This is a genomic window from Fibrella aestuarina BUZ 2, from assembly GCF_000331105.1.
In the GTDB taxonomy this organism is placed as follows: Bacteria; Bacteroidota; Bacteroidia; order Cytophagales; family Spirosomataceae; genus Fibrella; species Fibrella aestuarina.
Genome location: NC_020054.1, coordinates 2,859,451 through 2,871,671 on the forward strand (window position 1 = coordinate 2,859,451; position 12,221 = coordinate 2,871,671).

Below are 12,221 nucleotides of genomic sequence, written 5' to 3' on the forward strand. Positions count from 1 at the left end.
CCTCAGCGCGTTGCTGAGGGCGTTTTTGGGAACTTCTGCGGACTGGACGGGACTCGAACCCGCGACCTCCGCCGTGACAGGGCGGCATTCTAACCAACTGAACTACCAATCCTTTTACTCTTGACTTCGTCTCTTCGCTGCTGCGTTGTTCCGTTATCGTGGTGCAAAAGTAGAGCGTTAAAACACGTTGCGCAAGCCCTTGCCCGAAAAAAATGTGGCTTCTACTGCGATTAGATCGCTTTTGGCTTGGTTCTCAATCGACTAGCTCGTAAAATTTTTTTTGCGTTGGCGGCTGTCCCGTAGCCTCATTATCGACGAATAGATTTGATGATGACGCGGGCCTTTAGTATCTTTCAAGTTGATTTTCACCTTTCTCTTCTTTAATCATGGTTTTTTCACAAGCTTATACCGAAATGATTAACCGGGCCAACAGTCGATGCAACCTCGACGGGCAGCGGTCCTATCCGCTTCCCTGCCTGGAGATTTTTCTGCTGGATCAGGCCGAGAAAAAAGCGAAGGTTAAAGAAGCCACGGTGTTTGGCCAACTTATCGACATCTTCGACTGGAAGCTAACCCGGAAGCAGCGGAAGACGTACCTGAAGGCCCTTAGCCTGGGGATGACCCTGGTGCTGACTGACCTGTCGAAAACCATTCTGTGGGCCAGTCACAGCTTTCTAAGCATGACTGGCTATACTACCGCTGAGGCTGTGGGCCGGACGCCTAAGTTCTTGCAGGGTGCCGACACCAGCCACTCAGAACTCTCGCGGATTCGGAAACACCTGCGGCAGGCGACCTCTATCGAGGCCAGTCTGGTCAATTACCGGAAAGGCGGTGAGCCCTACCAGTGCCAGGTGTCTATCGATCCGCTGCGCAATAGTCAGGGCGAACTGACCCACTTCATTGCCATCGAGTCAGAGGTGATGATGTAGGCGGGTGCGTAGCAGCTAGGGACAAGCTATGACTTCCCACTTTTATTCCCTACCTTTGCAGCCTGTTAAAAAAATCAAGTGTAAACAAAAAGCTGTCTGACGATGTATTTATCATCTGAAAAGAAACAGGAAATTTTCGCTTCGCACGGTGTTCAGAAGGCTTCGGCTGATACCGGCTCGGCAGAATCTCAGATTGCGTTGTTTACGTACCGGATCAATCACCTGACTGAGCACCTCAAGGCTCACAAGCATGATTATAGCACCCGTCAGGGACTGCTTAAACTGGTAGGTAAGCGTCGCCACATGCTGGACTACCTCCAGCGTAAAGATATCAGCCGCTACCGGGCCATTATTGCGGAACTCGGTATCCGTAAGTAATCGGATCGGTTGCGTCGAACAGGGAACTCTCTAGCGGGTTCCCTGTTTGCATATATGGACATTTCTAAGTAATCATTAGGTGCTGAAAAAAGGACGTTATATGCCATTCATCGGTATTTTCGTGCGCCTCATCTAATAGTTGCCTTCTTTTTCTGAATAATCCGTAGCCCGAAAAGTGACTTTTCGGCTAGGCTTGATTCATAAAGCGAAGTTCCCAAATCCCGGTTATCGCAGGCGGCGTTTGGCCGCATGAGGACCCCGATTCCTCCGATTCAACAGACCGGCGTTGAGCGACCTTCTATTTTGTGGTGCAAGCGGTAGGGTAGAGTCTCTAATTTTTGATGTTTTTAAAGCTGTTGTAGCGCGAAGTAAAACTGTCTGTATGTTTCAAGTCACCACACAAACGGTCGCCCTCCCCGATGGACGGGAGATCACGATTGAAACCGGTAAGCTGGCCCGTCAGGCCGACGGAGCCGTTGTCGTTCGATTGGGCGATACGATGTTGTTAGCCACCGTCGTGGCCAGTAAGGAAGCCCGCGAAGGGATCGACTTCCTGCCGCTGTCGGTCGATTACCAGGAAAAATTTGCGTCTGCCGGTCGGATTCCCGGTAGCTTCCAGCGCCGCGAAGGTCGGCTGTCGGATTACGAAATCCTGATCAGCCGCCTCGTTGACCGGGCGCTGCGCCCCACCTTCCCCGAAAATTACCACGCCGACGTGCAGGTGATGATCACCATGATCTCGGCCGACCCCGAAGTACAGCCCGATCAGCTGGCCGCCTTGGCTGCTTCATCGGCCCTGGCCGTATCCGACATTCCGTTTGGTGGCCCGATTTCGGAAGTACGCGTTGCCAAAATCAACGGCGAATACAAAATCAATCCCTTGACGTCTGAGTTGCAGAACGCCACCCTCGACCTGATTGTCGCTGCCAACGAGCGCGACATCAACATGGTGGAAGGCGAACTGGACGAGGCGCAGGAAAATGAGGTGGTTGAAGCGCTGAAAGTGGCTCACGATGCCATCAAAGCGCAGATTGCCGCCCAGAAAGAACTCGAGGCAAAGGTTGGCAAAACCGAAAAGCGCGAGTACAACCACGAAACGCACGATGAGGAGTTGCGCGCTGCCGTTCGGGCGTTCTGTTACGACAAGATTTACGAGGTAGCGAAGAAAGGGCAGGCCAGCAAGAAGGCCCGCTCGGAAGGCTTCAAAGCCGTTCGCGACGAATATATGGCATCGCTGCCTGAAGGGGCCGAGGTTAACGAAAGCCTGATCAAGACGTATTTCCACGACTTGGTTTGGGAAGCCTCGCGTAACCTGGTACTGAACGAGCGCTACCGCCTCGACAGCCGCAAACTCGACGAGATCCGGCCCATTCAGTGCGAAGTCGATTACCTGCCCCGTGCGCACGGTTCAGCCATCTTCACCCGTGGCGAGACCCAGTCGATGACCACCGTAACGCTCGGCACTAAGCTGGACGAGCAGATCGTTGATCAGCCGCTGACGCAGGGCTACAACAAATTCATGTTGCACTACAACTTCCCTGGCTTCTCAACGGGCGAAGTAAAACCCAACCGGGGTGCCAGCCGCCGCGAAGTTGGCCACGGTAACCTGGCCCACCGCGCCCTCAAAGGCATGCTGCCCGAAGGTCAGGATAACCCGTACACCATCCGTATCGTATCCGACATTCTGGAGTCGAACGGATCGTCGTCGATGGCGACGGTGTGTGCCGGTACGTTGGCGCTGATGGACGCCGGTATCAAAATCAAAGCGCCCATTGCCGGGATCGCGATGGGGTTGATCACCGACGAAGCCACCGGTAAATACGCCGTACTGTCAGACATTCTGGGTGATGAAGATCACCTGGGTGATATGGACTTCAAAGTGACGGGTTCGGAGAAAGGCATCACCGCGGTTCAGATGGACATGAAGGTGAACGGCCTGTCGTACGAAATCCTGACCGAAGCACTGATGCAGGCCCGCGCTGGTCGGCTGCACATTCTGGGCGAGATGAAGAAAGCGCTCGACGCCGTGAAGCCTGACCTGAAATCGTTTGCGCCGCGTGCCTACGTGATCAAGATCGCGCAGGATCAGATCGGTGCCGTGATCGGGCCCGGTGGTAAAGTGGTACAGGAGATTCAGCGTGAATCTGGGGCCACTGTCAACATCGAAGAGCGGGAAGGCGCTGGTTTCGTCAGCATTTTCGCGACCAATAAAGAAAGCATGGACAAAGCCGTTGGCCGCGTTAAAGGCATCACGGCAACGGCTGAAGTAGGCGAAATCTACGACGGTAAGGTGAAAACCATCCAGCCGTTTGGGGCCTTCGTTGAGTTCCTGCCGGGTAAAGACGGGCTTCTCCACATTTCAGAGGTTAAATGGGAGCGCCTGGAAACTATGGACGGCGTCTTTAAAGTAGGGGATGAGGTTCGGGTAAAATTGGTTGAGATTGACAAGAAAACGGGTAAATACCGTTTATCTCGTAAAGCTCTGCTACCGCGCCCGGAGAACAATACGAAAGCCTGAATTGTTGATTAAAAAGGGTAGTAGCGTCTTTTTGAGGGTGTTACTGCCCTACCTACCTCAATAAGCCATGAGACAGCTAAAAATTTCAAAACAGATTACCAACCGCGAGAGCCAATCCCTGGATAAATACCTTCAGGAAATTGGTAAAGTGGACCTGCTCACGCCCGACGAAGAGGTGACCCTCGCCCAGAAGATTCGGGAAGGGGACCAGCTCTCGCTCGAACGCCTGACCAAGGCCAACCTGCGTTTCGTGGTGTCGGTAGCCAAGCAATACCAGAACCAGGGGTTGTCGCTGGGTGACCTGATCAACGAGGGGAACCTCGGCCTGATCAAAGCCGCTCAACGCTTCGACGAAACCCGTGGTTTTAAGTTTATTTCATACGCCGTTTGGTGGATTCGTCAGTCTATTCTGCAGGCCCTGGCCGAGCAGTCGCGGATTGTGCGCCTTCCGCTGAACCGGGTGGGTTCGCTGAACAAAATTTCGAAGACGTTCTCGGATCTGGAGCAGAAATTCGAGCGCGAGCCATCGCCCGAAGAACTGGCTGCGGTACTCGATATCTCGCCGGCTGAAGTGGTTGATACCCTGAAAATTTCGGGTCGTCACGTGTCGATGGATGCGCCGTTTGTGCAGGGTGAAGAAAACAGCCTGCTCGACGTGCTCGAAAACGATGGCGAAGACAAGCCCGATTCAGGCCTGATCAACGATTCGCTCCGTAAAGAAGTGCAACGCGCCCTGTCGACGCTGACCCAGCGCGAAGCCGACGTAATCACGCTCTACTTCGGGCTGAACGGCGAACACGCCATGACGCTGGAAGAGATCGGTGAGAAATTCAACCTCACCCGCGAGCGCGTTCGGCAGATCAAAGAGAAAGCCATCCGCCGCCTGCGCCACACGTCACGCTCGAAAGCGCTGAAGACGTACCTGGGTTAGGCTATACAGCGAACTGGAATGCCCCAAAGATATTTCCGGTTCAGCTAAATTCATTGAAAAACCCCGGCCAGTACTGGCCGGGGTTTTTTGCTGGTAACGCGTGATCACGACCTCGTCTTTGCCGGGCGGTCTGCCTTAGGGGCGGTTGGTGACGTGCGTTTGGGCTGCTCCTGGGTCAGTTGCTGGCGAAGGGACTGATTCTTCTTAAGTGATAAAACCTGTTGCGCCAGGGCCCGTTCGTCGGCCTGCTCCGATGCACTCAGGAGCCGGAGAATGAACGGTGCCAGCATCGAGGGACCGTTGGCCAGGAGGTTCTGCATGACGATCAGGCCAACGGCCGGGGCCAGGCGATGCGTGGCCTGGATGGCTTCCAGCCGGATCGTTTCCTCTTCGTGCGTGGCGTTGGCCAGCCGCACCAGTTCATCGAGCGCATCGACGTGTCTCTGGTAGCCCAACGCCCGAACAGCCTGCTTGCGCAGGTGGGTATGGTGCGTAAACCGTTCGGTCGCGATCACGCGCAGCACCTGCTGTTCGTCGTCGGTGAAGGAAAGGGCAATGGGTTTATCAAATCCGCAGGAACCGGCCAGTAACTGCTGGTTCAACTGGATTCGGAGTTGAATCGCCTTGGTCGGTAGGGTATCGAGCAGGCGTGAGGGGCGACTGAATGAATCGGGAGTTTCCATGATTCGGGATAACGAGTGTGGGTGGTTAGATGAAGACCATGTAGCCGTGGGGGAGCATGGTGCGGTACTGGTTATAGTCGAGGTTGGGTCCACGAACGCCCGTGTTCGAGCGCATCAGGTTGTTGGTATCTTCCAGATGCTGAAGGCCCAGATAATGGCCCACTTCATGCCCAATCAGTTGGCTCAGGACGGCGGTGTTTAGCCGACGTACCCCCGAGGCATCCGTGAAGCCGGTTTTGTCGACGGCGATGCCATCCTTATTGCCCGTTTTGCTGGTCGGTCCGGGAATATCGCCCGCGTAGCCGTTGAACGTACTCCAGTTGAAGGCCTGACACACATACACATCGACGAAATCGTTTTGTACCGACCAGCCAGACAGCAGGTTCCGAAATTCGGTTTCGCTATCCAGCACCGTAAAGCCGCCCGCCTGCGCGTTGTTGATGATGTACCGCTGTACGCCCCGGAGCGTAATGTCGCGCCGTTCGTAGATCTGCCGCATCTGGTCGACCGCCGTGTAGAGATCGTTGTGCTCCTGCGCGCCGAAATCGCCCACTTTGATGATGTTAACGCCATAGGCCAGCATCACCCGCGCGGTAATCTGGCCACTCACAACCCGGCCTGCGGCTGATTCCATGCGGATCTCGATGGCCAGGTCTTCCTTGGCTTTGTATTTATTGTGAATACCGCTCCCGGCCGGTGAACTGAACCAGAAAGACGCCTGCCAGGTCGAAAAAGCCGGGACGACGGGCGCGCTGCCCAGGTCGAAGCCGCCCGACTCGACAAGCGTACCACTCCCGACGGGACCATCCCAAAAACTCCAGTTGACCCGCCGTTTCATGGTGACGGGCACAGCATCGCCGTTGGCTACGGTCACCAGGCACTCGGTCAGGAATGTGTTGGTGGCGGGTTGAAAGGCCCCCCGAACGCTCCACGTACCGGTGACGGTGGCCCCGGCCGGCGCTACCTGTAGAGAAAGCGGATTGGCGGGCAACACATAAAACGACTTGACGAAAGAAGCCTGGCTGCCATCGCCCCGGAACAGATCGACGGTAAATTCGGCCAGGCCAACCGGCAATGTGCGGGTTGAATCAAAGGCCACGGCCACCTGCCCTTTGCGTTGCTCGCCGGGCTGAATCACCTGCTGCACCGTGAAGGGTTCACCCGCCCAGGCAACGTTGATCGACAGGAATTCGACGGGCGGTTCGCCCTGATTGAGGAAGTGAATCAGCAGCGTAAACGTGCGGTTACTCAGCAGGTACGTTGGTTCGGCCGTTACGTTGGTAACGATGAACTTGGGCAGTGCCCTGAAGGCAATATGACGACTGAGCAGCTCAGCTGTGGCACGTTTAAGACCCGTTGGTTTAAGGGCCTTACTGGCATCGTAGCGTCGTAGCCAGGGTTGTAGCTTCTTGGCTTCGGACATGGACAGGCCCAGCGTCTGGCTGATTTCGTCCGGTGAGGCCTTCGCAAAATCGAGTTCGACGTAAGGCGTTGTGTCGGTTTTAGAAAAGGCGTTCCCGGGGGCAGTTCGCAAAAAAGCGTTCCGGGTGGTTGTTTGTGGCGACTCCATTGGCGTTGCGTGGATTAAATGAATACCAATGGCAAGGTAGGCGGGATTTAAGGGGGCTGCTAGCGCTAATCTACTGAGCTTATAGAGGTATAAGTACCTGATTGACAAAGCGGTCGTGTTGCGGTAGTTTACCTGGAAGCCAAGTAAGTTTCCTGTGCTTCATTAACGTCAGGCAATCCTATACGCGGCGACAAGCTCTGGGTGGTTGGCCACCTGCTGGTTGCTACGACCGGAACTGACGCAGGTTGTAGGTGAAGGTCAGCATGAAATACTGGCGCAGCACGAGCGAACGGTTGTCCTCGACGTAGGTCTCCGAGATGGAGCGCCCCACGCTGGTGTTCTGATTCAGCAGGTCGAATACCGATAGCTTCAACTCGCCGTTCTGGTTGCGGAGAAACCGTTGCGCAAGGCTGGCGTTCCAGAGCGTAAACTGCTGATTGAATCCGTCGGACAGCCCACCATAACGCTGGTGGCTGACGTCGGAGCGTACCACCAACCCTTTCCAGACATTCCAGACCACGCTACCCCCGGCCGACTGGGTCGTGAAGGCCGTGTTTAACTGGGGTTGAAGCGTGTTGACCACCCGGTTGAAGCCGTAGTTGTACGAGAGCGTGAAGTCCAGTTTTTCGCCCATGTTGCTGCTCAGTACCACGCCCTGGCTCAGGCCGTAAGTGTTGGCCCGGTTGACCAGCCCGTTGATGACACTCGGCGTTTTGTTGTAGATGAGCGAGGTGTTCAGGTTGAGGTTGCTCTTGATGAACGTCAGCGGGGTGCCGTAGGAGAAAAAGCCGCGCGTGCTTAGCGCTGATTCGGTGTTGATGGGGCGGGTCAGTTGTGTGCCCGGTTGAAGAAACACGCCTTCGCCCGTTGAGGAGACGACACCCGGCACAAACCCGGCGCTGTCGGCGATAAACAATGATGAGCCAATGGGGTCCTGCGTGTAGTTGAGGCTCAGGAGCGCCACCAGACTGCTGGCTTTCTGCACCGACGTTTTAGTGAAACGGGTCGAGAGAGCGTGGGTGTAGCTCTGTTTCAGGTCGGGGTTACCGATAGTCTGTAGGAGCGGGTTGGTGTTGTTGAGTACATTCTGCAACTGCGTGATGCTGGGGGCGTCGGTGCTGGTGCGGTACGTGAACCGGAACCGCAGGTCATCGGCAAAGCGGTAATCGACGGTGGCGGTGGGCAGCAGGTTGGTAAACGCGCGGTTGACCTGCCCCACGCGCGGAAACAACTGATCGCTTTGCAGGTCGGCATATTGCAGGTTCAGGGCGGTCGAGAGGCGCAGCTTGCGGGTGTTCAGGTTGTAGCCGACGCCCGCCCGCTGGGTCAGGTAGTCGTTGTCGAAACGGTTGCTGAGCAGCGAATCGAGCTGATCGAACTGATCCGACAACGGGTTGAAGCGGTACGTGAATCGGTCGGAATTGCTGGTGTTGAGCCCGGCATTGTACGAAAACTGCATAATGCCCTTGCCCACCGGCTCGGTGTAGGTGAGGTTGGCCGACAGCTGATAGCCAGCCGAGGCGGTCTGGGTACGTTGCTGGATAAGCTGGCGGGTGGTATCGCCCTCGAAAAAGTCGTTCAGCGATGAGAGGTTGCTCAAACCGGTTCGGTTGGTAAACGTCGTGCCGATGTTGAGCGACAGGGTACGTCCCCGCAGGGCAAAGCGGTGCCGGTACAGCAGGTTATTCCCGAACGTATAGCCATTGTTAGTAGCCGAATAGGTATTGTTGGCCTGATTGAGCAGTGCGTCGCCCAGCCGGGTATCGCTGTTGGCGAATGAATTCGACTGGTTGGTTTGCAGGCTCAGCCGGGGCGTCATCAGCAGCGAGTTGTTGGGGTCGAAGGTGTATTCCAGCCGGAAATTAAGCCGGTGGTTCAGGTTCGAGCCGTTGTCGGTCGATTGCTCGCGGTAGGTACGTGCCGAGTCGTTGGTGTCCTGAAAATAGGTACGTTGCAGGGCGCTTTCGTTGCGGTTCTGGCTCTGGTTGAGGAAGTAGCTACCCCGAACGGTCAGCTTCTCGCCCCAGTTGTCGGAGTAATTGACACCCAGTGAGTTGGTGGTGTTGATGCCGCTTTGCTGACCCACCAGGAAGTTGTCGGTGTTGGTGGCGCCACCGCCCCCATTACCACCACCGCCTGCGCCGCCGCCCCGGCCCCCGCGTCCGCCACCTGCCCGGCCGCCGGTTCGCCGGCCATTGCCGCCGTTGCTACCGCCCAGCACGCCGAGCAGATCCTGGCTCGAGAAGTTCTGCTGATTAACGTTGTTGCTCTGGCCGATGATGGAGATGCGCCGGTCGCCTTTGAAGAGGTTGACGCTGCCGCCCGCCGCGTAGGTGCCTTCTGTGCCGATACCGCCATACACCTTGCCGAACTGCCCGTTGCGCTTGTCGGGCCGGGTAATGATGTTGATGGTCTTGGTGGTGTTGCCGTCGTCGACGCCCGTGAAACGGGATTGGTCGCTTTGCCGGTCGAACACCTCAATTTTGTCGATCACTTCGGCAGGCAGGTTGCGCAGCGCAATGGCCGGGTCGTCGCCGAAGAACGGCTTGCCATCGACCAGAATTTCGCGCACGTCTTCGCCCTGCACTTTTATGCCATTACTCAAGTCAACGCCCGGCATCTTCTTGAGCAAATCTTCGGCCTGGGCATCGCGGTTGACCTTGAAGGCGTTGGCGTTGAACTGAAGCGTATCGCCTAACTGCTGGGCCGTCGACGTCTTCCCCCGAACAATCACCTCGTTGAGCTGCCGGGCCGTTTCGCCCATCCGAATCGATACCGGTTGCTGCCCGCTCGAATCCAGCCGCACGATGTCGGTCACGTTCATGTACCCCACATACGACGCCTGGAGCCGGTACTGCCCAAGAGGTAATTTATCGAAGGCAAACTGGCCGGCTACATCGGTCACCATACCGCGCCGGAGGCTACTGTCGGGCAGGCTGGTGAGCCGGACGGTAACGCCAATGAGCGTGTCGCCTTTGATGTCGGTCACGGTGCCCCGCAACGCAGCCGTGGTGGGGGTGTTGACAGCGGCAATAGTAGACACGACTGGCGCACTGACCAGCGCCGTATCAGGCCGGGTCGTGTCCCGAACGATACCCGGCAGGGTGTCGGCGGGTGGGGTGGGCACACGCAGCGTATCGGGTTGCTGGGCAAGGCCAACAGTGGTGGTGAGACCCAGCAGCAGGCCGCTCAGGAGGCAGAGGGTGGATAGGCGCTTCATGACGTTGAGAGAAAAAGGGGCGGAGCCAACAGGCCCCGCCCGGTTACGCTACACTAGTTGGTTTCGGGCTGGCTGTTGCCGCCCTGACCCCGTCCCCGGCGGCCCATGTTGGCGGGCATGTCGCGGGTCTGGAGGATATCGCCGGTGCTGCTGGTAACGAGCACCTTACGCGCTTTGTTGGCATCGACCAGCACAACGTAAAACTTGCCCTCTTTGTCTTTGGCCACGCGCCGCACCTCGGCGTTTGGGTACGTTGCCTTGATGTAGGGCAGCACGCTGGTGGGCAGGTCGGTTTGGGCCACCTGCTCCATCTGCCTGAACCGAGGCCCCGCCTGCGCCGTCGTGTCGGTTTGGGCGCGGTTGCCCCGCCGATTCTGCGCGTTGGCGTTGGTGACGAACAGGGCAAACAGGAGTGCAGTGGCAATGAGTGTCTTTTGCATGGGTATTATTTGTTTTGTTGTTTACTGACTTAGGTCCCACGTGGCGCGCTGCCTTGCGGTCGACCGGTACTTTTTTTTCACCGACTGGCCCGGCGGAAAGTACGGCGGGGCATGTCGGTGAGGAGTTTACCCAGCAACTGGCGCTGCGGTGGGGTGCAAAGGGCCGCCACGTTGTCGAAATGGGCCAATGTAATGGAGTCCAACTCGGCCGATTTCTGGTAGAACGCCAGCCGCTGGGTACGTCGTTGTTCGGCGCTGAACGTGGCGTCGACCAGCCGGAAGTAGGCCTTACGGTCGTTGCGTAGCTGCCGGAACCGGGGGCGGATTTCGCCGAAGTAGCGTTTTTGCAGGCTATCCAGTTGCTGCCGCTGACCGGCATCGAATTTCAGCGTATCGGCCAGAAACGTGGGGTTAGTGAGCCGGTTTCGCCCAAACGCAGCCCGACCCGGTTTGAGCCACAGCCAGCTTAAGAGGCCGATGTTGAGGGCGGCCAACGCAATGACCAGCCCAATGAGCAGACGGAGACGGCGGGGGTTATTCATAAGCGAGGGTGAAATCGTCGATGGGGTCATCGACGGGGTCATTGACGAGGTAATTATCCTGTAAGGTGGTGATGGCGGGAGCCGCGTCGTTAGTAGGCGCATCGGAGCCCGTCAGGCCCACGACAGCGCCCAGATTCAGCAGCACCAGCAGCCCAAGGGCGGCATAAGCGTAGGCAGGCCGGCGTAGCCACCAGGGCAGCCAGGTCGCCGCCTCGACCGACTGGTTGAGGCGGGCTTGCAGACGGGTGTAAAAAAACGGACGGAGCTCGGGTTGCGGGCGTTTTCCCCACCGCCGGAATTCGTTTTCCCACCGGTCCGATTCGTTGGGTACGTTGCTTGAGTCGTTCATAGGTGTACTGGGCTTACTTTTTTGCGTAACGATTGGCGAGCGCGAAACAGCAGCGATTCGACTGCTGCTACTGAGGTTTCCAGAATGGAGGCTACCTCGGCGTACGAAAGTTCTTCCTGATAATGCAGCGTAAAAGCGATCCGCTGGGTTTCGGGCAGCGTCGCTACGGCCCGGTGGATAAGCTGGGTACGTTCATCGCGTTCCAGCGTGGTCTGAGGCGTCTGATGATCGGGTGGGTCATGGCGGAGCGTGTCGGTGTCATCGAAGAGGGTCGTCAGAAAAGCGAAGCGTTTTTTACGTTTTCGGTCGCGTTCTTTTTTCAGCGCCCGCGACGTCGTAATCCGGTATAGCCACGTGGCCAGACTGGCGTCGCCGCGAAAGGCCCCGACGGTTTTGAATACCTCCTCAAACACCTCCTGTGCCACATCTTCGGCGTCTTCGGCCGAGTCGACAATAGCCAAGGCGGTTCGGAACACGCGCTGCTGATACGTCTCGACCAGCCAGCGAAACGTGGGTTCGTGGCCTTGCCGGAGGCGTTCCAGGTACGTTATGTCATCAGCGGGTATGTCCATACCGGGTAGCTCCCGTGTGGGTTAGTTAATGAGTTAGGTCCCTATTGGCGGGCAAACTTGCGGTGTCCGCTTCTTTTTTTTCGGCCAGT

The 12,221-nt window shown here is 57.1% G+C and carries 11 protein-coding genes and 1 tRNA gene; 4 read left to right on the plus strand and 8 right to left on the minus strand.

The genetic code is table 11. The annotated features are described in order from the left end of the window. Positions 1–38 precede the first annotated feature (38 nt). Positions 39–112 (minus strand) — tRNA-Asp (locus tag FAES_RS11720). A 274-nt stretch (positions 113–386) separates the two neighbouring features. Here FAES_RS11720 and FAES_RS11725 point away from each other — a divergent pair. From FAES_RS11725 to FAES_RS11740, 4 genes are all read left to right on the plus strand, one after another. Further along, a complete protein-coding gene (locus FAES_RS11725) occupies positions 387–929 on the plus strand; it encodes a PAS domain-containing protein (RefSeq protein ID WP_015331423.1) in 543 nt (180 codons plus the stop codon). Between the two features lie 102 nt (positions 930–1,031). After that, a complete protein-coding gene (gene rpsO / locus FAES_RS11730; RefSeq protein ID WP_015331424.1) occupies positions 1,032–1,307 on the plus strand; it encodes a 30S ribosomal protein S15 in 276 nt (91 codons plus the stop codon). A 382-nt stretch (positions 1,308–1,689) separates the two neighbouring features. Next, complete coding sequence (gene pnp, locus FAES_RS11735; RefSeq protein ID WP_015331425.1) at positions 1,690–3,825, plus strand: polyribonucleotide nucleotidyltransferase; 2,136 nt, start codon at positions 1,690–1,692, stop codon at positions 3,823–3,825. Between the two features lie 67 nt (positions 3,826–3,892). Beyond that, positions 3,893–4,756: a sigma-70 family RNA polymerase sigma factor gene (locus FAES_RS11740; protein WP_015331426.1), complete on the plus strand. Its 864-nt coding sequence runs from the start codon at positions 3,893–3,895 to the stop codon at positions 4,754–4,756. A 104-nt stretch (positions 4,757–4,860) separates the two neighbouring features. Here the strand turns inward: FAES_RS11740 and FAES_RS11745 are convergent, their stop codons facing one another. The 7 genes from FAES_RS11745 to FAES_RS11775 form a co-directional block, all read right to left on the minus strand. Continuing rightward, entirely contained in the window at positions 4,861–5,439 is a 579-nt protein-coding gene (locus FAES_RS11745; RefSeq protein WP_015331427.1) for a hypothetical protein, read from the minus strand. Between the two features lie 25 nt (positions 5,440–5,464). Continuing rightward, on the minus strand, positions 5,465–6,973 hold the full coding sequence (locus FAES_RS11750) for a zinc-dependent metalloprotease family protein (protein WP_148289348.1): 1,509 nt from the start codon (positions 6,971–6,973) through the stop codon (positions 5,465–5,467). Between the two features lie 259 nt (positions 6,974–7,232). Next, entirely contained in the window at positions 7,233–10,229 is a 2,997-nt protein-coding gene (locus FAES_RS11755) for a TonB-dependent receptor domain-containing protein (protein WP_015331429.1), read from the minus strand. 53 nt (positions 10,230–10,282) lie between these two features. Then, positions 10,283–10,669, minus strand: coding sequence for a hypothetical protein (locus tag FAES_RS11760; protein WP_015331430.1), 387 nt, complete (start codon positions 10,667–10,669; stop codon positions 10,283–10,285). A gap of 77 nt (positions 10,670–10,746) precedes the next feature. Beyond that, positions 10,747–11,211, minus strand: coding sequence for a Spy/CpxP family protein refolding chaperone (locus tag FAES_RS11765; protein ID WP_148289349.1), 465 nt, complete (start codon positions 11,209–11,211; stop codon positions 10,747–10,749). After that, the gene (locus FAES_RS30605) at positions 11,204–11,560 is read right to left on the minus strand and encodes a hypothetical protein (protein WP_229364466.1); all 357 of its coding nucleotides are present in this window, start codon (positions 11,558–11,560) and stop codon (positions 11,204–11,206) included. The genes FAES_RS11765 and FAES_RS30605 overlap by 8 nt, the downstream gene beginning before the upstream one ends. After that, positions 11,557–12,132, minus strand: coding sequence for an RNA polymerase sigma factor (locus tag FAES_RS11775; RefSeq protein ID WP_015331432.1), 576 nt, complete (start codon positions 12,130–12,132; stop codon positions 11,557–11,559). The genes FAES_RS30605 and FAES_RS11775 overlap by 4 nt, the downstream gene beginning before the upstream one ends. Between the last annotated feature and the right edge of the window lie 89 nt (positions 12,133–12,221).